The organism is Chthonomonas calidirosea T49 (assembly GCF_000427095.1).
In the GTDB taxonomy this organism is placed as follows: domain Bacteria; phylum Armatimonadota; class Chthonomonadetes; order Chthonomonadales; family Chthonomonadaceae; genus Chthonomonas; species Chthonomonas calidirosea.
In genome coordinates, this window is the sequence record NC_021487.1 from 640,624 (window position 1) to 661,831 (window position 21,208).

General features: G+C 52.9%; 17 protein-coding genes and 2 tRNA genes. 12 read left to right on the forward strand and 7 right to left on the reverse strand.

Annotation, left to right across the window (positions count from 1 at the left end):
* The first annotated feature begins 44 nt into the window (after positions 1-44).
* The gene (locus CCALI_RS02820; protein WP_016481961.1) at positions 45-2,051 is read left to right on the forward strand and encodes a DUF6785 family protein; all 2,007 of its coding nucleotides are present in this window, start codon (positions 45-47) and stop codon (positions 2,049-2,051) included.
* 62 nt (positions 2,052-2,113) lie between these two features.
* On the opposite strand, the gene CCALI_RS02825 is transcribed toward CCALI_RS02820, so the two are convergent.
* Both CCALI_RS02825 and CCALI_RS02830 read right to left on the reverse strand, forming a co-directional pair.
* Entirely contained in the window at positions 2,114-3,415 is a 1,302-nt protein-coding gene (locus CCALI_RS02825; protein ID WP_016481962.1) for an ABC transporter permease, read from the reverse strand.
* Positions 3,416-3,558: 143 nt separating this feature from the next.
* The gene (locus tag CCALI_RS02830; RefSeq protein ID WP_016481963.1) at positions 3,559-4,215 is read right to left on the reverse strand and encodes a peroxiredoxin; all 657 of its coding nucleotides are present in this window, start codon (positions 4,213-4,215) and stop codon (positions 3,559-3,561) included.
* 335 nt (positions 4,216-4,550) lie between these two features.
* Between CCALI_RS02830 and CCALI_RS02835 the strand changes: the two genes are divergently transcribed.
* The 11 genes from CCALI_RS02835 (at position 4,551) to CCALI_RS02885 (ending at position 15,373) form a co-directional block, all read left to right on the forward strand.
* Positions 4,551-5,258 carry a glycosyltransferase family 2 protein gene (locus CCALI_RS02835; protein ID WP_016481964.1) on the forward strand — a complete coding sequence of 236 codons (708 nt, stop codon included), beginning with the start codon at positions 4,551-4,553 and terminating at the stop codon, positions 5,256-5,258.
* An 18-nt stretch (positions 5,259-5,276) separates the two neighbouring features.
* The gene (galE, locus tag CCALI_RS02840; RefSeq protein WP_016481965.1) at positions 5,277-6,251 is read left to right on the forward strand and encodes a UDP-glucose 4-epimerase GalE; all 975 of its coding nucleotides are present in this window, start codon (positions 5,277-5,279) and stop codon (positions 6,249-6,251) included.
* A gap of 25 nt (positions 6,252-6,276) precedes the next feature.
* Positions 6,277-7,149 carry a glucose-1-phosphate thymidylyltransferase RfbA gene (gene rfbA / locus CCALI_RS02845; protein WP_016481966.1) on the forward strand — a complete coding sequence of 291 codons (873 nt, stop codon included), beginning with the start codon at positions 6,277-6,279 and terminating at the stop codon, positions 7,147-7,149.
* A 118-nt stretch (positions 7,150-7,267) separates the two neighbouring features.
* Positions 7,268-8,809 carry a GGDEF domain-containing protein gene (locus tag CCALI_RS02850; RefSeq protein ID WP_016481967.1) on the forward strand — a complete coding sequence of 514 codons (1,542 nt, stop codon included), beginning with the start codon at positions 7,268-7,270 and terminating at the stop codon, positions 8,807-8,809.
* 147 nt (positions 8,810-8,956) lie between these two features.
* Entirely contained in the window at positions 8,957-10,231 is a 1,275-nt protein-coding gene (locus CCALI_RS02855; protein ID WP_016481968.1) for an NAD(P)/FAD-dependent oxidoreductase, read from the forward strand.
* A 5-nt stretch (positions 10,232-10,236) separates the two neighbouring features.
* A complete protein-coding gene (locus CCALI_RS02860) occupies positions 10,237-10,986 on the forward strand; it encodes a 4'-phosphopantetheinyl transferase superfamily protein (RefSeq protein WP_016481969.1) in 750 nt (249 codons plus the stop codon).
* A 93-nt stretch (positions 10,987-11,079) separates the two neighbouring features.
* Positions 11,080-11,150, forward strand: a tRNA-Gly gene (locus tag CCALI_RS02865).
* A gap of 171 nt (positions 11,151-11,321) precedes the next feature.
* Positions 11,322-11,394: transfer RNA gene (locus CCALI_RS02870), tRNA-Arg, on the forward strand.
* A 248-nt stretch (positions 11,395-11,642) separates the two neighbouring features.
* Positions 11,643-12,410, forward strand: a complete 768-nt coding sequence (locus CCALI_RS02875) for an electron transfer flavoprotein subunit beta/FixA family protein (protein WP_016481970.1) — start codon at positions 11,643-11,645, stop codon at positions 12,408-12,410.
* A 15-nt stretch (positions 12,411-12,425) separates the two neighbouring features.
* Positions 12,426-13,382 (forward strand): electron transfer flavoprotein subunit alpha/FixB family protein, encoded by a 957-nt coding sequence (locus CCALI_RS16705; RefSeq protein WP_016481971.1) that lies wholly within the window; start codon positions 12,426-12,428, stop codon positions 13,380-13,382.
* 2 nt (positions 13,383-13,384) lie between these two features.
* Positions 13,385-15,373, forward strand: coding sequence for a (Fe-S)-binding protein (locus tag CCALI_RS02885; protein ID WP_016481972.1), 1,989 nt, complete (start codon positions 13,385-13,387; stop codon positions 15,371-15,373).
* A gap of 39 nt (positions 15,374-15,412) precedes the next feature.
* Here the strand turns inward: CCALI_RS02885 and CCALI_RS02890 are convergent, their stop codons facing one another.
* The 5 genes from CCALI_RS02890 to CCALI_RS02910 form a co-directional block, all read right to left on the reverse strand.
* On the reverse strand, positions 15,413-16,210 hold the full coding sequence (locus tag CCALI_RS02890; protein ID WP_016481973.1) for a transporter: 798 nt from the start codon (positions 16,208-16,210) through the stop codon (positions 15,413-15,415).
* Positions 16,211-16,260: 50 nt separating this feature from the next.
* Positions 16,261-17,286: a nickel pincer cofactor biosynthesis protein LarC2 gene (larC2, locus tag CCALI_RS14745; protein ID WP_016481974.1), complete on the reverse strand. Its 1,026-nt coding sequence runs from the start codon at positions 17,284-17,286 to the stop codon at positions 16,261-16,263.
* The gene (locus CCALI_RS02900) at positions 17,283-18,467 is read right to left on the reverse strand and encodes a HEAT repeat domain-containing protein (protein WP_172636618.1); all 1,185 of its coding nucleotides are present in this window, start codon (positions 18,465-18,467) and stop codon (positions 17,283-17,285) included. The genes larC2 and CCALI_RS02900 overlap by 4 nt, the downstream gene beginning before the upstream one ends.
* A gap of 48 nt (positions 18,468-18,515) precedes the next feature.
* Positions 18,516-19,610, reverse strand: a complete 1,095-nt coding sequence (locus CCALI_RS02905) for a serine hydrolase domain-containing protein (RefSeq protein ID WP_016481976.1) — start codon at positions 19,608-19,610, stop codon at positions 18,516-18,518.
* Between the two features lie 92 nt (positions 19,611-19,702).
* Entirely contained in the window at positions 19,703-21,190 is a 1,488-nt protein-coding gene (locus tag CCALI_RS02910) for a hypothetical protein (protein WP_016481977.1), read from the reverse strand.
* Between the last annotated feature and the right edge of the window lie 18 nt (positions 21,191-21,208).

The window sequence follows — 21,208 nt, forward strand, 5'->3', positions numbered from 1 at the left end:
GGACACAACACCTAGTAAACTCCTTACAAACGGTATGTAACGCCATGACTACAGAAAGAGTACCCCAGTCGTATTCGACAGCCGATCCTTCTGAGGCGTTCAATTCAAAGGCTGTTACTCCTGCAAGGGGGTTTTCTTTACGTGCCGTCCTCTTAGGTCTCTTGCTTACCATTCCTGCAACGTTTTGGACTACCGTTATTGAAGTCCGTTGGTACTCCCTGGACGGCACCTGCCTACCGTTGTTCATCATGCCTATCTTCTTCCTTTTTTGGCTCGTTCTTCTCAATCGTGGCTTAAAATCGCTTAAACCGAGTTGGGCGCTCTCGCAACAGGAGCTGCTCCTCGTCTATATCATTCTTGTTGTGGGCACCGTTATGGCAGCACACGATATGCTTCAAAACCTCTTTGGCTCCATCGGTCACGCTTCCTATTTTGCCACTCCAGAAAACCATTGGAAGACTCTCTTTTTTCCTCTGCTTCCCAACTTTTGGCTTGTGCGCGATCCGGTGGCATTAAAAGGCTTCTACCGTGGTGATGTTTCCCCCTACGATCCACACTACTGGGTGCCCTTTATTGCGCCTCTGTTCTGGTGGCTCCTCTTTATCGGTACGCTCATCGGCATCTGCCTCTGTCTGAATGTGCTTATTCGTACCCGCTGGAGTGGCCACGAACGCCTTGCTTTTCCCATCGTAGAGTTGCCCGTTGCTCTTACCTCTCATCCCCAAACTGCTGCTTCCGATCTGCTAGCCAGTCGCGCTATGTGGGCGGGCTTTCTCCTTGCAGCCATTTTAGATCTCATCAACGGCATGCATAACCTTTATCCCTCCTGGCCCTTTATCCCTATATTGAAACTTTATAACATTGGCCAATACTTCACCAGCCGACCTTGGAACGCCATTCGCGACACAAACATCTCTATGTACCCGTTCGCCATCGGCTTAGCCTACTTCGTCCCTCTGGATCTCTCCTTCTCCTGCTGGTTCTTCTTCGTTGCACGTAAGCTTTTCCAAGTATTCGGTGCTATAACTGGCCTCGATGGCCCTGGCAGCGGTGGTTTTCCCTACTTCCCTCAACAGGCGAGCGGCGCTTGGATCGCTTGGGGGCTGACGGTCGTTTGGGCCTTGCGTGGGCAGTTTCGCCATGCCTGGCGCGTGGCTTTTCAGCGTGAGCCGCTCAACCCGCTCGAAGAGCCAGAAATGGTTCGCCACTACAGAGGGGCTTTCTTCGGTTTAGCGATTGGCACGTTGATTCTCGCTATCTATAGCTGGCGCATCAACCTGTCTCCATGGGTCGCCATTCTCTTTTTCGGTCTCTATTTTCTGCTTGCCATTACCATCACCCGAGCCCGCGCAGAACTAGGAACCCCACACGAAATCTACTTTGTGAACCCACGCCTTATCCTAGTTACGCTCTTCGGAAGCCAAACGTTGGGCGCTCAAAACCTGACCGATCTCTCCGTCATGTACTGGTTTAATCGAGGCTACCGATGTCATCCGATGCCCAACCAGTTGGAAGCCATGCGCATGGGTGAAATGGCACGTATTCGTCAAAGCGCCATCATCACCACTCTCGTGATCGCCTTCGTTTGGGGAGCCCTAGTTGCGTGCTGGGCCAACATCCACGTCACTTTTACCAATGGCGCCACCGCAAAGTGCATCGGCTTCAAAGTGTGGGTTGGTGGAGAAAGCTACAATAACCTTCAACAGTGGCTACAAACTCCTGCACGTGTGGATATTCGCCAAATCTCCTACCTTATCGGTGGCTTTCTGTTGGTGCTGTTCCTACGTCTCATGCGGGGAGCTTTTCTCTGGTGGCCATTCCATCCGGCCGGCTACGCCCTGGCCGTCTCTTTTGCCATGGACTACTTCTGGTTCTGCTTTTTCATCGCCTGGCTAGTAAAGTTCTTTCTAGTACGCGCCGGTGGTATGAAAGCCTATCAAGCCGCCATTCCCTTCTTCCTAGGCCTTATCCTCGGCGACTACGTTATGGGCGCCTCCTGGGCGCTCTTTGGAGCCTATAACCACCTTCAAGCCTATAAAATCTATATCTAGGCTGAAAAACCTCTCACCCATCGGAACGTATGGGTCAAGATTTTGAAGAGCGGATAGGAATCCTACTCATGTCGTAGTGCCTCGATGGGGTCGAGCCGAGCTGCCCGAATGGCCGGAGCGACCCCAAAAAGCACACCAATGAGCGTGCAAACGAACAGAGCTAACAAAACGAGAGTCGGTGAAATGAGGGGATGAAGCACGGAAAAGTGACCGACTATATCGCAAATTCCCCATGATAAAACCAATCCTATCCATCCTCCTACCAAAGATAAAACGACGGCCTCCGTTAAAAACTGCACAAATATGTCGCTGCGGCGTGCCCCTACCGTCTTGCGAATACCGATCTCGCGCGTCCGCTCCGTTACGGTCACCAACATAATGTTCATAATTCCTATCCCTGCCACAAATAGGGAGATCGTCGCGATCAGCCCAAGCAAAGCTTGTGCCATGTTGATCAGCTTGTAAACGATCTTAAGCCCCGTACGCTGCGTGATAAGCCCAAAATCTTCCACCCCGTGATGATTCACCAACAGCGTGCTTTCGATGGCATGGATCAACTTATCTGGGGGATGCCTGTAATCGGTCTGCAATACAATTCGATTGACTTGTACGTGGGGTATCACGCGCCGTACTAAGTTCGCAGGTAAATAGACAAGGGTATCGAAACCCGGCACAGGCCCTCCGGGCATATCGCTGCCAGGAGGCTTTCCTAAAACTCCTACAACTTTCCAGCGATGCCCTGCAATAAAAACTTGCTGACCAACCGCTGAACGCTTTCCGAAAAGCGACGCATTCGGCTTAGCCCCCAAAATACATACGTAGCCCGCATCATCCGAAAAATAGTGACCCGCCACTAAGGGCGTGCGATTCATCTGAACGCCAGCCTCATTCGTGGCTACCACAAATGCTGAGGCCACAACTCCGTTTGGACCTTTTACGGTTCCGCTTACAAAATAGACCGGGGAGACACGCATCACTCCAGGTACACGCCGCAGAGCGGCTACGTCGTTCTCCGTAAGCGGTGACACGCCCAACAACGCCGCTGGATTGGGCTGCCCATTCTCATCAAGCTGGCCGGGTACGATCATTGCCAGATTTGCTCCCAGACCATCCACCTGTTTGGCGATCTCGGCGCGCACCCCTTGTAAGATGGCGATGAGGGTTACAATAACTAAAACTCCGATCACGATGCCGCTGATGGTAAGAGCCGATCTGAGCGGGTTGTTGAGCAGCATGCCAAATGCATCACGTATAAGCTCCCCCAGCCTGCCCGTGTGTAGCGTGCAGACAGGTCGGGAGACAAAAGATGTAGGCGTATCTTCTGGAGTGAAAGCAGCAGTGCCTTTTTTATTGCCCTCGATCATCTAGGTGATCTTCTCCTTTCAGAGTCACCTTTGAATACGTATAGACCCACTCGCAAACTTCACCCTAGCCGCCTTTAACGGTCGGTGCAATAAAAAGAGAGGCAGTGCAATACTGCCTCTCCTAGTACGCTTCGTCGGTGAAGCTAAATCTTCTTCTTAGCAAAGTACCAGTCTTTAACCTCTACACCCTCCTCTTGGCTAAGCCGCTTCTCCACACCTTCCAGTGTGGTAGGCGCGGGGACGATCACCTCATCCCCAGGCTTCCAGTTAACTGGGGTAGATACCTTGTAGGCATCAGTTGTCTGCAGCGCCTTCACCAATCGCAAGATCTCGTCTACATTGCGTCCGGTGGTGAGAGGATAGTAGATCATCGCGCGCAGAATGCCTTTGTCATCAATCACAAACACCGCTCTTACTGTGGCCGTGGAGCTAGCACCAGGATGGATCATCCCGTAGAGCTGCGCTACGTTGGTGTTCAAATCCGCTATCATTGGATAGGGTATCTTGACCCCAAAGTTCTCCTCCATGTTGCGCACCCAAGCTAGATGAGCATAGACGCTGTCTACGCTCAAACCGATGAGCTGGGTGTTAATTTCCTTGAACTCCTCGTAACGGCGCGCAAACTCGACAAGCTCCGTGGTACACACGGGAGTGAAATCTGCCGGATGGGAAAAAAGAACCACCCACTTGCCACGAAAACTGGAAAGCGTAATCGGGCCTTGTGTGCTCTCCGCCGTAAAATCCGGCGCTGGCTCGTTGAGCCGTGGGAGCGAACGCTGTGTTACCACTTCCTCACTCATCGAAATCACCTCCTCGAAATCTCTGTACTTTAATACGGTTCTCTTACTCAGCGGCAAGCTGAGCTAGGAATGGACCAGGTTCGCCAGCATGATAAATGTTGACTTACTTGGTCTGTATTATAAACATTATAGTCTTTTCTACGACGCGCTGTCAACAGAGGTTCCTCTTGCTGACCCCATAGATTCTACCTAAATTTCCCAAGGAATAGCCTTGCTTAGCCGACGAACTCTCTAGGTTTACCTAAGGAATGGGTATAATGCTACCAAAGTGTTCAAAGCTCCCTAGCGCCGCTTATCTCAAAGAAGTCCTTCGCATGCTTTAAGGAGGAGCCCAGTTGGCGAAACCCGCCTATCGCCTTTCCGTGCTGATACCCGTATATAACGAACAGCAAACAATTTTAGAGATCTTGCGACGCGTGCGCTCGGTTAATATCCCTAAAGAGATCATCATTGTAGACGACGGCAGCACAGACGGCACACGGGAGCTATTGCGTACACATGTGGAGGGCCAATTCGACGACGTGGCTGTCATTTACCACGAGCGTAATCGTGGTAAAGGCGCTGCTATCCGTACCGCTATCGCTCACGCTACAGGGGACTACGTGATCATTCAGGATGCCGATCTCGAATACGACCCCCGCGAATATCCATCCCTCCTTGAACCTCTCCTAGATGGAAGGGCCGACGTGGTTTTCGGAAGTCGATTTCTTGGAGGCGGACCCCATCGTGTTCTCTATTTCTGGCACCGCGTAGGTAATGGCTTCCTCACGCTGCTCTCCAATATGCTTACCAACCTTAATCTCACGGACATGGAGGCCTGCTACAAGGTATTTAAACGAGAGATCATCCAGTCACTTCCTCTTCGCTGTAACCGCTTCGACTTCGAGCCGGAAGTCACAGCCAAAGTCGCCAAACGACACTATCGCATTTATGAAGTGCCCATATCCTATAGCGGTCGTGACTATACGGAAGGCAAAAAAGTGAGCTGGAAAGATGGACTCATCGCCATCTGGACTATAATAAAATATCGTCTGACAGATTAACCAAAAGGAGAAGAAGTTTTGATTCTAGTTACCGGAGGTGCCGGCTACATCGGTAGTCATTACGTTTTGTACGCGATGGAACGGGGCGAACAGATCGTCGTCCTCGACAACCTGGTCTATGGACACAAGGAGGCTGTACCGAAAAACGTCCCCCTTGTCATCGGTGATATGGCAGATATAGCGCTGCTCGATCACCTCTTTCAAACCTACCCAATTGAAGCGGTCGTCCATTTCGCTGCCTACGCTTATGTTGGGGAATCGGTGCTGCAACCGGCCAAGTACTATCAGAACAACGCCCTTGCGACTTTCCAGGTACTCGAAGCTATGCGCCGCCATGGTGTTCGCTATTTCGTTTTCTCTTCCACATGTGCCACCTATGGTCTTCCTCAATATGTTCCTATAGATGAAAACCATCCACAAAACCCCATCAACCCTTACGGTGAATCCAAGCTTTTTGTCGAGCGTGTCCTTCACTCCTACGACCGTGCCTATAACATGCGCTTTGTCTCCCTGCGCTACTTCAATGCGGCCGGCGCCGATCCTCAAGGGCGTATTGGTGAAAGTCATGATCCTGAAACCCATCTCATTCCCCTAGCCCTCCAAGTTGCGCTGGGTAAGCGTGAACATATCACCGTCTACGGCACCGACTACGACACTCCAGATGGAACCTGCATTCGCGACTACATTCATATTCTCGATTTGGCACAAGCCCATGCCCTTGCCCTAGAACGTCTGCGCAGGGGGTTGCCGAGTGCCTGTTACAACCTCGGTACCGAACAAGGCTATTCAGTACGCGAGGTCATCCGCACCTGTGAAACGATCAGCGGTCGCCCAATAAAAACCCTCGATGGCCCTCGCCGCGCCGGAGATCCACCACGGCTCATCGCTAGCTCCACAAAAGCCAAACAAGAGCTGGGCTGGCATCCTCAGTTTCAAACGCTGGAAGAGATCGTACAGACGGCCTGGAACTGGGAACAAGCACGTCGCTACTAAAACCTACATTCGGAGGGCTTCATCAATGAAAGGTATCATTTTGGCGGGAGGCGAGGGAACACGCCTGTATCCCGCAACTCTTGCCATCTCGAAGCAGCTGCTGCCAGTATACGATAAACCCATGATCTACTACCCTCTCTCCACACTTATGTTGGCCGGTATTCGTGACATCCTGCTTATCTCTACACCTCATCACCTGCCCCTCTTTCAAAAACTGTTGGGCGACGGCAGTCAGTTCGGTATCTCACTAAGCTATGCTCCACAACCGCGCCCAGAAGGGCTTGCCCAAGCTTTTCTCATTGGCAAAAGCTTTCTCAATGGCTCCCCCGCCTGTCTTATCTTAGGCGACAATATTTTCTATGGGCACGGACTGCCTGCCATGCTACGAGCAGCCGCCTCTCGAACCACAGGCGCAACGATATTTGGCTATTGGGTGAAAGATCCACAGCGCTACGGCGTTATAGAGTTTGACCAGCAAGGCCATGTGCTCTCGATAGAAGAGAAACCAGAAACTCCAAAGTCCAACTACGCAGTGGTCGGCCTTTACTTCTACGATGCACAGATCACAGAGATCGCAGCCCAAGTAAAGCCCTCCTGGCGAGGTGAACTAGAGATCACTGATGTCAATAATATCTACCTCCAGATGGGACGCCTGCACGCCGAGCTAATGGGCCGCGGATTCGCTTGGCTCGACACCGGCACCCACGAGGCGCTCCTCGAAGCTTCTAACTTCGTGCGCGTTATTGAAGAACGACAAGGCTTAAAGATCGCCTGCCTCGAAGAGATAGCCTACCAACTCGGCTACATCTCCGCCGAACAGGTACAAAGCCAAGCCGATCGCCTCAAAAACACCGACTATGGGGCCTACCTCCTACGCCTTATTTCCAAAGAGCGTTAAATACCTACCTCCTACCGTCAAAACTCAAGTAAAAACACCAGTTGTCTCAACCCTGCAGACGTGATATAATGACAAGCAAGCTGTTGTTGTAGTAGTAGCTGCCGATGTGGAAATCTCGATGGTTGTTGATAAGATCGCCGAAAGAATGGACCCAAACACACTTTTGGAACGGTTACTGCGGCTTGAAGAGAAGATCGAGGAGTTAAAACGCGAAAATGCTCTTCTACGTCAAGCTCAGCAAGCCCAAGCCGCCTCAAAAAAGGGAGAAGAAACCGCCGCCGCAGCCTCACGCCCCGAAGCGGTTGCCGCAGCCGGCACCATTCGCCTTTCCGTGGATCCAGCAACAGGACAGATCGTTGATGCTAGCCCCGCCGCCGTTCGCTTTTTTGGCTACGGTGTGGAGGCCCTCCGAGGTCGGCATATTGCAGACCTCGATCTCCTTTCACAAAAGGGGGCACCTCTCCCAACCCCAGGAGAGGCAGCCTCACTCTTTCGCGCCCGTTACCGCCTCGCGCAGGGCGAAGTGCGTGATGCCGATGTCTTTATCTACCCGATTGTTCGCGAAGGACAGCCACTGCTGCAATATACGATCTTTGATGTCACCGAGCGCGAAAGCGACATCCGCGCCCTTCGTCGTAGCGAGCGGCGCTTTCGTCAGATCGTTGAACAAGCTGCCGATCTCATCTACCGCACCGATCCCTCCGGCTACATCACCTACATTAACCCTGCCGCCCTGAGACTTTTTGGTTACTCTCTCGAAGAGCTGCGCCGAGTGCACTTCTCCGAGCTGATCCATCCGGACTATCGAGCAGAAATACTCGCTTTCTATGCGCGCCAGGTCTCTTCGCGCACCCCATCAACTTACTGTGAATTCCCTATCATTACCCAACCAGGAAAAGTCGTATGGATTGGGCAGAGTGTGCAGCTCTTTACCCGTGACGACCGTATTCTTGGTTTCCAGGCTATTGCACGCGACATATCGGAGCGAAAGCAAGCTGAAAAACTGATTACCGACCATGTCGCACGCCTCCATCGTCATAACCGCCGGCTCCATGAGCGCCTACAAAAACTCGAACGGATTAATATCGATCTCGGCGGCATGGCGATGACCGACTATCTCACAGGGCTACGCAACTACCGTGCCTTCCGAGATCGCCTAAACCATGCTTTCCAACATGCCCGCAATACCCGAACACCTCTCTCACTCCTGCTTATAGACCTCGATCATTTTAAACGTGTTAACGATACGCGTGGTCATGCTGCGGGCGATGCCCTCCTTAATACCCTTGGCTCATTGCTCCAAACTCGCGCACGTTCCACCGATGTGGTAGCTCGCTATGGAGGCGAGGAGTTTGCTGTCATCCTTCCCTTTACCGATCAAAGCGGGGCCATCGCTCAAGCTGAACGCCTAAGAGCGATTATTGAGCATACTTTTTCCAACGATGGAGTTACGGCCAGCATCGGTGTTGCCTCTCTCTCCGAAACAGTTCATAGCCCAGAAGATCTGATACGCCAAGCCGATATCGCGCTCTATGCCGCAAAACAACAACGGAACGCCGTGCGCCATTACACTCAGCTGACCCCAGAAACGCAGCAAAACATCCTCCAGATCGTAACACGCCAGCCGGCCGCAGAAGGCACAAACGTCTCTGAAGAGTAATGCCATTATGTCCGGTGTTACGCATAGGGTGTGAACGCCTGTTTTCACTAACCATTTTGCCTAATTGACTAACATATATCGTATTCCATCATGATCTCCTCTCGCTGTAAGTCCGGTACAATTAGGATAGTGGCTAAGGAGCGAAATATGCAGAGACAAAGTGTCATCGTGATCGGGGCCGGCCTTTCGGGATTAGCGTGCGCTCGCATTATTCAGCGTGCTGGTCATTACGCACATCTCTATGAAGCCTCGGATGCTGTGGGCGGCCGCGTTCGTACGGATTACATGGATGGCTTTTTACTCGATAGGGGCTTTCAAGTGCTCTTTCCGGCCTATCCGGCTGTACAAACAGAGCTCGATCTCAATGCCCTCCGTCTGCACTCCTTTCTTCCTGGAGCCCTCATTCATCTCCAAGACAAACTCTACCTGGTCGCCGACCCAAGCCGTGCACCCTCCACGCTTCTGGCCACCGCTTTTGCCCCCATCTTTACCCTAAAAGATCGATTTCTCGTGCTACGCCTGAAATCCCAGGTCAAAAAACTTTCCGTTGAAAATCTCTTTCAACAGCCCGATAAAACTACGGAGCAGTTCCTCAAAGAGTATGGTTTCACCAACGCCTTCATCAACCACTTCATCCGCCCCTTCTATGGCAGTATTTTTTTAGAAACACGCCTACATACCAGCGTCCGAATGTTTGCATTTGTGTTTAAAATGCTGGCCGAATCACAAGCGACCTTACCTGAGAACGGCATGGGCGCCATTGCTCAACAGATCGCCAGCAGCTTAGCTGCCAACAGCCTTCACCTTAACAGTCCCGTTGCTGCCCTCTGGAAAGAACGAGATCGTGTCAAGGGAATCATTTTGGAAAATGGAGAACATATCGAAGCCGACAAGGTGGTGCTAGCAACCGAGTTCCACCAGGCTGCAAAACTGGCGGGACTTCATCTTCCTGCCACGTGGCGCAGCGCCACAACGGTCTATTTTGCTCTTCCCCAAGCCCTCTATCCGGAGAAAGCTGTGGTTCTGTTTCCCGGCGTCGGCCGGTTGGTTACGAGTGCAGCGCTTGTCTCTAACATCGCTCCATCCTATGCACCACCCCGTCAACACCTCCTTGCCTGCAACATTGTAGGGGATCCCGCCATGGAGGACGAAGAGCTCGTTCAGCGTGCCAAACAAGAGCTTGCTGCTGCCTTTCCATACGCCGACACCGGCTCTTGGCGACACTTGCGCACCTATCGTATCCGTCACGCTCAGTTTGCCCAGCCTCCAGGTATCTGGGAACTGCTGCCGTCCGCACAAACACCTTATTCTGGGCTTATCCTTGCTGGAGAGATAACGGTCTCAAGCTCCATTCATGGGGCGCTGGTTTCAGGACGTCGAGCAGCGGAGCTTGCCCTTGAAACCACCGATCTGCCCGTCTGACCATCATGATAACCCCAGATCGGTTAGCCGAACTGTGCAAAATATGCCGCCTCGAAACTCAACTTCATACGGCCGCCATCCGCTGGCTATCCCACTTGCGCTCACCCACCACCCTCGTCTGGCTGCCTGAAACCGTTGGAACCGACGCAGACGCGCTGCTGCTCGCCGCGCATTTTCTTGGCGAATCGCTCGATGGTCTCTCTTTTACTCACGATCCCCTGGGAAAACCTTACCCAGCCCGCCAAGGGAATCCAATTCCGTACCTACATATCTCCAACACTCACGATGGGGGTCAACGCCTCCTCCTAGCGGCCAAACACGAAAACCTAGCCGGTGTTGGGCTTGACGTGGTCTACCTTCCACGACTGCGTAGTCCACACAAAGACAAGACCTATCTTTACCGTTTAGCAGCCCGCTTCATGGGACCTCTAGAGTTTGAGCGGTTTCAGAGCGCAGCCCAACAAGATGATGAAGAGGCTTTACGCCGTCGCGTAGCGGCCCATTTCTCGCTGATGGAGGCTTCCGCAAAGGCACTTGGCACCGGCCTCAAGATCGGAGCGTTTATGGGACATTCTGCTTCCCTTCCTCTTCCAACGATCGGAGCCCTCCAAATCGAACCCTCTGTGCAACTTTTTTTTGATGGTATCGCCCAAACTTGGCTCGCTACCCTCAACGTTCAAAGATGGGAGGCCTACTGGGGAGCCGACGATATGTATCTCGTCACCGGCGTGTTTCTTTTTAGGGCGGATGTATAGCGTATATAATGCTGCCACGCGTTGGCTTGTTGGACGGCTGCGATCCTCGCTTGACGTAGAGGCCGCTTTCATGCCATATTATAAATGCAGCATGCGGGAGTAGCTTAATGGTAAAGCTCCTGCCTTCCAAGCAGGCGACGCGGGTTCGATTCCCGTCTCCCGCTTCCGCATATGGGTGCCCCGAAATCGCACCGCAGCCTCCTATGTCATCCCCTCCTTAGCTGATGCGGCATTTGCCCTCCTCAGCAGGAATATGATATACTTTTGCTCGGCGTGTAAAGACAGTGCTTCATCGCCGATAATGGTCTCGAGCACAAATGGTCCGCTCTCTATAAGCCCCCGTAGCTCAGTGGATAGAGCAACCGCCTTCTAAGCGGTCGGCCGCAGGTTCGATCCCTGCCGGGGGCGTAGCTCTCCAACTTGACTTTCCACGCTGCCCTAGTGAGCCTTGATCGGCCTCAGCACCTCTATCTCGTTGTTAGCCTCCGCTTGAAGAGACGGGCCCCAGTTTTCTTTAAAACATTTTGTATGGCCTCGACAATAAGCCGACGCTCTCCCCATTAAAAGCAGGAAAACAACGGAAAAACCACGAATTTGAAGAATAACAAGGTGTTTGAAAAATCTCTCAAGGGAGCGGTTTCCGTCTGGAAATTTCTATGAAGATACTTGTCTCTATCAAGCGGGTGCCAGACCCCTATGCCAAGATTCGGCTGACTCCGCAGGGAGCTCTTGATACCGTTGGCCTAAATTGGACAATGAATCCTTTCGATGCCATTGCCCTTGAGGAAGCCCTCCGAATACGTGAGAAAGGCGTCGCCACTGAAATTATTGTGGTAAGCATTGGTGGTCCTGAAGTCGAAGAAACGCTGCGCACGGCCCTCGCCATGGGGGCAGATCGGGCGATCTGTATTCTAGAAGAACGGCCACCAGATCCCCAAAGAGTAAGTCAACTTCTCGCTGCCATCTATCATCGCGAACAACCCCGCCTCATTCTTATGGGTAAACAGGCTACCGATGACGATTCAAATCAAGTAGGCCAGCGCCTTGCTGCTCTTCTGCAGCTGCCACAAGCCACCTTTGCTTCCTCCATCCATTTGGCATCCGATGGACAAACCGCCCAAGTGACACGCGAGGTGGATAGCGGTAGAGAGATACTTGAGCTTACACTCCCTGCTGTCATTACCGCCGATCTACGCCTGAATGAACCGCGTTATGTGGCCCTACCCGCCATTTTGAAAGCGCGCACTAAACCGCTCCTACGCCTCTCCGGCTTCGAGCTGGTGCCTCTCACCTCGCCCGGCTTTCTTCTGGTGAAACGTGAAACTCCCCCGCCACGCAAACCTGGGCGCAAAGTTCAAAACGTAGAGGAGCTTATCGCTGCCCTGCGCGAGGAAGCCAAAGTCTTGCCGAACAAGACCTCTTAAGAACGGAGGTATGGGATGACCAAGTGGATAGTTTTGGCAGACACCAACGGCGAAACCGTGCTACAGACTACGTTGTCTGCGATCGGCTTCGCACAACAGTTTGCTCCTAACAACTTTTCACTCCTCATTATCGGAGGAACAACCGTTCTTGACGCCCTGGAGCCGTGGCGCCGCTATGGAGCCGAAAAACTGCTAATTGGCTCTCTAACGGAGTTGGCTCATCCTACAGCTGACAAGGTCGCCCCCATCGTCGTCAAAGCCATGCAATCGGAAGGAGCAAGTTGGCTCGTAGGTCCCGCCTCCTCCTTTGGACGCGATCTTTTGCCTCGCGTAGCTGGGCTGCTAGATCTTCCAATGCTTTCCGAGATCATGCGTGCCGAACGAGATGAGGCTGGCTTCTTGTTCCAGCGCCCTGCCTACGCCGGGAACCTTATTGAAACCTATAGGCCGGTGGCCAATAGAGGCATCCTAAGCATACGTACCTCAGCCTTCTATGCAGCTACCACCGACTCACTGAGTCCGGTCGAAATACTGCAGCTCGATCCTTCCGAGCTGCCAACCTCGACCCGCTGGATGGGGCAAGAAAAATCCCATAAACAACGCCCCGAACTAAGCTCCGCGCGTGTCGTTGTCTCGGGAGGCCGTCCCTTAAAAGATGCCGAGACCTTCGAACGCCTTATCGGCGGTCTTGCCGACCGCCTAGGCGGGGCTGTAGGCGCCACTCGCGCCGCCGTGGACAGTGGTATCGCCCCAAACGAGCTGCAGATCGGCCAAACCGGTCGCGTGGTTGCTCCAGACCTCTATATCGCCGTGGGGATATCCGGCAGCGTACAGCACCTAGCCGGCATGAAAGATTCTAAAGTTATTGTGGCTATCAATAACGATCCGAATGCACCTATCTTCGAGGTTGCGGACTATGGGCTCGTAGCCGACCTTTACGAGGCCGTTCCCGAACTGCTTGAAAAACTCTGAATATGCCAACTCGCACGATCTTTTTTCATATTAGCGTCTTCCAACAGGCCTGTTTCTACACTCTGGCGCTGATCAGCACTGGTATTGCTCTCATCCCCATCGTACGTCATGCGCGAATCTGGCTTCGAGGCGGTCTCCCCTTCGCCTTACAGCAAGCCCTTCAACACCTTGCATCCTTCAGCCGTGAAGTCTTTGCACATCGCCATGTTCTGCGACGCCGTTACGCTGGCATAGCCCATCTTCTGCTCTTCTACGGCATGCTCGTTCTCTTCATTGGAACCTGCATTGTCGCTATCGAACACTACGGAGCCTTCTTTTTCGGCCCTCACTGGCTCTACTATGGTGGGTTCTACCTAACCTGTAAAGTTACCCTAGACATCTTTGGACTAGCTCTCGTCATTGGCATCTTGCTCACTCTGTTGCGCCGTCTCTGCTTTCGCCCTGAGATGCTCGGCCACACGCCATGGGATACCGGTTTTCTACTCCTCCTCCTCGCAGCCACATTTACCGGTTTTCTTTTGGAAGGAGCCGGGCTAGCCGCCGATCCCTCACGCCATGCCTATATGGCCTACTCTCCCATCGGGCGCTGGTTTGCTCTGCTATTTCCCCATCTATCGCCAACCGGTTATGTCCTCATCTGGTGGGTTCATGCGCCGCTCGTGCTCATCACCATCGCCGCTCTTCCTTATGGACGACGGCTTCATCTATTTACCGCCCCTCTCTCCATCCTCCTCCAACCTAACCGAAACATGGGCGTTTTAGAACCGGAAACCATGGAGAAAGTCGAGCAAACCGGCCATATTGGCTTGAGAACCCTCGCTGATCTCAACGGCACCTACCTTCTGAACCTTGATGCTTGCATGGAGTGCGGCCGATGCACCGAAGCCTGCCCAGCCCACGCGGTAGGTAAACCGCTCGATCCCAAACAGATCGTGCTTTCCCTAAGACAACAGATGTGGGCAGCCGATCTCTTAGAAACAACTACCGATGTTATTGATGAAGAATCGCTTTGGGCCTGCACCAACTGCCATGCATGTGTGCAAGAATGCCCTGCGGCCATCCGCCACGTAGATCTTATCAATGGCATCCGTAGATATCGTGTGGGTGAGGGACACCTAAGTGGCTCGGCAGGCACCATGCTGCGCCAGCTAGCAAGCCAAAAGAACCCGTGGGGACTTCCGGCTTCTCAAAGAATGGAGTGGGCAAAAGGGCTAGATGTCCCTATCGTAGAACCCGGACAAAAACCAGATATCCTGCTTTGGGTGGGATGCGCCGGAGCTTTTGAGCCTCGTGCGCAAGCCACTATGAGAGCACTGGTATCCTTGCTACATGCCGCCAACGTCTCGTTTGCTGTTCTAGGTCACCAAGAATGCTGTACGGGCGACCCTGCCCGTCGAATGGGAGAAGAGTTTCTTTTTCAAGAGCTGGCAGCGGAGAATATCGCCGTACTAAATCGCACTGGTGCCTCCAGCATTCTTACTGCCTGCCCTCACTGCTTTCACACGCTTAAACACGAATATCCCCAGTTCGGGGGTAACTACCAGGTTATGCACCACACTCAATTTCTAAAACAACTCGTGCAGAATGGTCGCCTTCAACTAGAGCGTGGCGCACAGACGAACGTTACCTATCACGATCCCTGTTTTCTGGCACGGGTTAACGGTGAGGTGAGGGCCCCTCGGGCCCTGCTGCAAACGCTCACTCATCAGCCCCTAAAAGAGCCGGAGCACCACGCCGATCGCACTCTGTGCTGCGGTGCTGGAGGAGGACGCATGTGGATGGAAGAGCCCAGCACCCAGCGGCCTAGCAACCGAAGAGTGAAGGAGCTTTTATCTACCGGTGCCCAAACCATAGCGGTCAGTTGCCCTTTCTGCAAAGTCATGCTAGGCGATAGCCTCGCTACCTCAGAACAAAATACCGCCCACCTTGCCGATATTGCAGAAATACTGCTCGCCTCTATCGCTAAAACCGATCTATCGCTTCCTCAGTAGCTGCAGAGCAAAGTACTTAAGACCACTATGCTCTCTATTCTATTGTGCCTCTTGCTCACTCGTTTCATGAGGGCCGAACGTCCACTGAAAACCGATATAACTCATAAAACTGGTATCGCCACTGAACGTCCTGCCGAAAGAGAAGAGGAGATGATGTCCATCATCAAAGTTGTACTGCCCACCAAAGTTAAAGCCCATTGTCTCACTTTCCCCTACCGCCGGTGAGGTGTTATAATACACTTCCCCACCAAGGGTCAAATGAGAATTGAGGTCTTTCTGCAGCAGCCATCCCAAGTAGAGATAATTATGATTGCCTGCTCCCGGATTAATCCAGTATCCTCCGCCACCATAGGTCGTCCAAGTCCTCCAGCTCTTTTGCAACCAGATAGGCAGAAAGGTCTGAAGATGGCCGGAGCCTAATCCGCGGTTGGCGTCGCCTGTAGGCACCTCGAGCAGTGGAAAAATGCCAACCATAGGGCGCCTACGCCCCTCCTGCACGAAACGATATTTCACCCCCAGCTCTATATCTCCAAAGCCATAAAGCAGGGGGCCACCTGTCGCTTGAGAAAAAGCCATTGGCAGAATAAGATGTAGTTGTACATTGGGAACGATACCATTGTTTATCTCAACATGAGGCAGCGTTCCGCTGGTGCCATCCTTCGTATGCTCGTAGATCGAGGAGATGTAAACCTCCCAATGATGCCATTCTACTGGCTCCGGATCGTCGGTAATGAATGGAGGGCCTGCGAAGGCAACTCGTAACGTAAGCGACAATAGAAAGCCACAAATGAAGAGAAGACGACAAACGGAATGCCATGTTTTGCATACAACCAGCACAAACGGTATCCTCCTCTTTTTCAAAATAGTGGATAGAAGTATTGGGAGTATTAGGAAGACGTACCCTGTCGGTTCTGCCGCGCCGCATAGGCCTGCAGAGCGGCATGATAGACCTGCTTCAAAGGCACGTTATGCGCCACGGCGGCTGCCTTAACATCCTCGTACTCCGGTGATGCCGTTCGCTCCACGCCACGCCAGCTCCCGATCTTGATACGAATCGGGCCATAGGGCGTCTCTATACTCTCCCATCGCCGTGCCAGCACATAGCGCGCCATTAAAGTATGACGAATGCCGAAAGTGGTCGTTTCGGTAAAAATAACCTCCGCAAGTGTTTCGCTTTTTTCCTGCGGCCCTAACACGGTTAGCAGAGTTGCCGGGCGCCCTTTTTTCATATAGATGGGCGTTAGATAGACATCGAGCGCTCCGACTGCAAATAGACGCTCCAGAAGCGGCTCATAGAACTCCGGAGAAAAATCGTCGAGGTTGGTCTCCAAAACGGCCACGGTCTGCGGAGTCTCCCCTCCTGAATCCTCGGATGAAGCCTCCTGTCCGGTAGCTAGCTCGCGTGGCAACTCTTCCCATGATAAGGATGGCACCGGCTCATCACGCAGTTCGGCAATCGCGCGTGGAAGCAGTGGCATAAGAACCCTTAAGGCGGCCTGAACCTCCTCTAAGCTAAATGGCAAGTTCACAATAAGAACCCGATTTCGTAGGCCTGCAACACCTCGCGAGAGCAGCAGTGTAGGCGCCTGCATAGCGCCCCACAGACGTATGCACTCCATCACCCCCGGTGCTTCCCTTTGTATCACCTGTCTCGTAGCCTCCGGCGCTGACGCACGCGGAGAAAAGCCGGTCCCTCCCAACGTCAATAGCAGATCACAGCGACCATCGCTCCAACGGCGAAGGGTCTCGGCGATCTGCGGAGGGTTATCCGGAACAGCCTGCTTCTCCACGAGCTCCCAACCACGCGTTTGGAAGGTCTCCTCTACCCAGTTTCCTACAGCCTTTGCCTCCTCTTCTCCCCTAGCAACATCATCGCCAATGAACAGAAGACAGAAGCGAATCGTCTGGCTCACGATCCCTTCACCCCCGTTAATAGCTGATCGATAACTTTACTATAAGGCTCTGGGTCCCGTGGCGCTCCCTGCCAAATACGACAGATGCGCCCTTGAGGATCTATCAACACGTTTACCGGAACATCCTCAATGCACCCAAATTGACGTAATAGCAGCGGAGTTGCCATCCCCTGAGGTGGGATCACGTTATTACGCCGACAGTAGTTGCGTACCTCGGAGGCCGTGTTGTTCCCAACAACTACCCCGATAATGTCTACTGGTTTGCCCACATAGCGTTCGTAGAGGGCATTGAGATCCGGCTGCTCCGCCATACAGGGGCCGCAGTTGAACCCCCAAAAGGTGAGCAGGGTAATTCGTCCACGCTGTGTCCGCGGGGTCAAAGTGCGTCCATCTATCATTCGCAGGGTGAAATCTGGGCAGGGAACCGTTAGGGTAGGTGCCACAGGACCAGTAGCGACAAATTGGCGACTTACCGGCCAATGTGTTCGTTTGGTCTGCCACCACCTGATCCACTGAGCTGCCATCTTTTGGCGCAACGTCTGAGGTGCCAGCATCGAGACATGCCAAGGCCTATGCAGCCAATGCGCTAAGGCACTCATGGCCATCTGGGAAACGTTTATATCTGGATCTTCCGTCGCTTGTACTAACGCCGGCACCAAGCTAGGATCAAGCTTCTGCTTATGACGCTCCGTAATAAGTGCGAGCTGCGTAGCCGCATCTTCTCGAACCCAGGGATCCTCATCCTGCAGAGCCGCAGCCAACAACTGCTGTCCTTTCAAAAAGTCCATGCGCGGCAGTTCGTAAAGCGCCCTTCGGCGCACCTCCGAATCATAATCCTGAAAAGCCTGCTTCACCGCAGCAATGGCCTCAGGAGTTTTCCAGTTCCCAAGCTGGTCTACCGCCGCATAGCGCAAGCCCGCACTTGCGCTGTGTACATACTGCAGTAACAAGGGCAACTGCTGCTCTTTCGACAGCCCGTTGAGCTTCGTTATGAGCGCTGGCAAGGCGTCCTCGCTATTTCCATAGAGGGGATCCAGCGGTGGCAGAGCCGGTTGTTCATGCAGATGACGCAGAACCAACGCCACCACGATCGCAAAAACGGCAGCCCAGAGGAAGGTTGGCCGCAGCGCAGAGCGCGTGCCAATCGATTCACGGGCAGGGGCAATTTTACTAGATAGCATTTTAAATGACATCATTCCCTCCTATAAAACGAAGGCTAACAAGCATCTCTAGAGCCGTTGCAGGGCTCCAGCAACCGCGTTGGCAAAAAGACGACGCAACCGCAAAACCCCCGATCCGTCGTTCTGTTTTTCATAGTAAACCCGATTCGTCAATAAAATGAGCCCAAGGTCTAGCAGTGGGTCAACCATCAAAAGCGTTCCGGTAAACCCCGTATGTGCGTAGGTTTTCTCTGAGAGAAGATCACCTTTTGGGAGATAACCACTCGGATAGGCGAACCAACCGATGGTATGGCCGTTGAGGGGTGATGGATTCTGATTCGTTTCCATAAGCCGGCGCGTTAGCGGGCTTAGGAGCGGAGGCAAGAGAGGGATTTCACCCTCCGGCGGCCGTAGCCCCAACAGGTAACGGGCCAAATCGGAGACTGTGGTATAAAGCCCGGCATGTCCTGCTGCTCCCCCCATTCCTCGTGCGTTTGGGTCGTGCACCTGTCCTAAGGGCGCAGAGGTCGCGGCAAGATGGGATTTCAGGTGCTCGCATGGAAAATAGCCGCTACGCTCCATCCCAAGAGGGTCGAAAATTCGCTTCTTGGCTAAATTGGGCAATGTCTCGCCCAGCTCACGCTCAAGCACAAATCCCAAAAGGATGTAGCCAAGGTCGCTATACGCATATCTTGTGCCAGGCTCTGCCTCCAGCGGCGTAGCCAAAATATGCTCTAAAGCGTTGCCCGTTTCGTTGACATCACGCCAAGAGGGTAAACCGCTTGTGTGGGTCGCCAACTGCTTGAGAGTCACCTCGCCTAACGGCGTCTCTTTCGATTCGGGTAAAGTCCATCGTAGCGGCTGTTCGAGATGAAGCTGCCCTGCTTCCACACATTGGAGAAGAAGGGTAGCCGTGATCGTTTTGGTGAGAGAGGCAGCATCAAAAATGGTATCTAGCTGTGCGGCAACGGGTGGGGTCGCGTCTGGCTGTGCTAGGCCTCCGGCTCCCATAATGGCCACCTTCCCGTGGCGCATCACAAGATAAGCATAAGCGGTGTAGAGCTGCTCCTCTATACCTCGATGGAGCATTTTCTCTACAGCCTTTAGACGTTCGGGATCAAAGCCTAGAAGCTCCGGCGAACGCACGAGTCTCTCAAGCAACATAAAAACTCTCCCCCATTGGCCCCAAAATGCTTAGCTCATCTACCTGTTCGTCAGTTGTAGCCTCTTATCCTTCTTTCGGTTACAATCGATCGTTATCGTCTGCGAAAAATGAGAAAGATCGGAGCGTGCGCCCGCTGCCAACGCACGATCCGTACAAGCCTATAATCCTGTTTCAAAACGATCGACGACTCTTGTCCTAATATGTCTGCTTCCTTCGGCCGCAAGCACAGCCATGTAGGATGAAACCGCGTGATCATACAGAGTAGCGGCTCTGATGTACGATAGCAAGGTAACACTTGTGGGGTCACCAAACCGATCATATCAAGAATGGGCCTCTCTGAGTAATATCCGATGGTACCAATAGGCTCTAGCAAAATAAGCTCGTTCGGTGCAGCATGGCGCCGAAACCAAAGACCTGTGGGGCGTAGCACCTCGTCCTCCTCCTGCTGAGGCCTCTGGATCTCAACGATCAAGCGCGGCAAATGTAGCAGCCCTAGGAGAGCGATAAGTCCAAGCCCTCCCGCTCTCATGTATCGCCATGACGGCGCAGGAGCAAATCGCTTTGACAGGAGATACGTCCAGCCTACTCCCGCTACAAGGCACCCGCCTAACGCTGACGTTATCAGATAGAGTGGCCATGGGGGGAGAAAATACCAGCTAAAAGCTGGAACGGGTGAGGCAAGCATTGTGCCATAGTAGATCCCTACCCAACACAACGGTACGAGCAGTTGCCAACGCTTTTTTGCTAGGCTTTCACCAACGCCAATTCCAAAAAGCAGAGTTAATAGATCTTGAAATAGACCGCTATCAAACTGGGTTCTAAATGCCCTCAGAATCGCTCCATGAGCCCCAGCCATCGTTACCTTGTAGACCGTAAGTTTCGCCACAACCGAAGATGGTAACGGCGAGCCGAAATAGAACAGTGCAAAGAGGAGCCAAGGCAGCACGATAAGAACGGCTATCAGGGCATCTCGTGCCTCGAAACGCCGCATCCGATAGGTCTGAGCTGCCAAAAGCAAGCCACCCAATACCAACCCGTCAATACGTAACAAGAAAAGCACGGCAGTACAAACCCATAGCGCGCGCGAATTGGAGCGTGCAAAAGCAACTATGGCTGCCATACCTACACAGGTTACCAACCCGGTCTCCATGCCGCTGATACTTACACTGATCGGTGTGACTCCATCGGCATAAAGGAGAGCGGCGAGCAGCCCCACGGTTGGTATTCCCATCTCATCGGCAAATTTGCCCATGAGCCAACAGGTAATCCCATCGGCCACAATATTAAGAAGTTTGCCCAAAAAGATCGCGGGAAGATGCAGCCATAGCAAAAAGGCCAGCACAAGCGTATAGAGCGGTGTCGTGGTTCCTAAAACGTGCTGGCCCGCGTTATAGGTAAATCCTTTTCCTATCGCGATCTCGTGCGCATATCGTAGGGTAATGAAAAAATCTTCTCCAGTGGAGTGCGTCCGCAAAGATACATAGAATCGAATAGCAATAGCAAAAGCGACAATAATCCAAATATAGACACGTGTCTCTAGAAACGAGAGGCGCCGTATCTCATTCGTTTGGTCTGTCATAGAAAGGTGTGCATTTAT

Coding starts and splice junctions, on each gene's coding strand:
- CCALI_RS16705 (WP_016481971.1), top strand. CDS start 12,426: ATGACCAAGTGGATAGTTTTGGCAGACACCAACGGCGAAACCGTGCTA.
- CCALI_RS02910 (WP_016481977.1), bottom strand. CDS start 21,190: ATGACAGACCAAACGAATGAGATACGGCGCCTCTCGTTTCTAGAGACA.
- CCALI_RS02905 (WP_016481976.1), bottom strand. CDS start 19,610: ATGTTGCTTGAGAGACTCGTGCGTTCGCCGGAGCTTCTAGGCTTTGAT.
- CCALI_RS02855 (WP_016481968.1), top strand. CDS start 8,957: ATGCAGAGACAAAGTGTCATCGTGATCGGGGCCGGCCTTTCGGGATTA.
- CCALI_RS02875 (WP_016481970.1), top strand. CDS start 11,643: ATGAAGATACTTGTCTCTATCAAGCGGGTGCCAGACCCCTATGCCAAG.
- rfbA (WP_016481966.1), top strand. CDS start 6,277: ATGAAAGGTATCATTTTGGCGGGAGGCGAGGGAACACGCCTGTATCCC.
- CCALI_RS02850 (WP_016481967.1), top strand. CDS start 7,268: ATGGTTGTTGATAAGATCGCCGAAAGAATGGACCCAAACACACTTTTG.
- CCALI_RS02900 (WP_172636618.1), bottom strand. CDS start 18,467: ATGCTATCTAGTAAAATTGCCCCTGCCCGTGAATCGATTGGCACGCGC.
- CCALI_RS02860 (WP_016481969.1), top strand. CDS start 10,237: ATGATAACCCCAGATCGGTTAGCCGAACTGTGCAAAATATGCCGCCTC.
- CCALI_RS02830 (WP_016481963.1), bottom strand. CDS start 4,215: ATGAGTGAGGAAGTGGTAACACAGCGTTCGCTCCCACGGCTCAACGAG.
- CCALI_RS02825 (WP_016481962.1), bottom strand. CDS start 3,415: ATGATCGAGGGCAATAAAAAAGGCACTGCTGCTTTCACTCCAGAAGAT.
- CCALI_RS02885 (WP_016481972.1), top strand. CDS start 13,385: ATGCCAACTCGCACGATCTTTTTTCATATTAGCGTCTTCCAACAGGCC.
- CCALI_RS02820 (WP_016481961.1), top strand. CDS start 45: ATGACTACAGAAAGAGTACCCCAGTCGTATTCGACAGCCGATCCTTCT.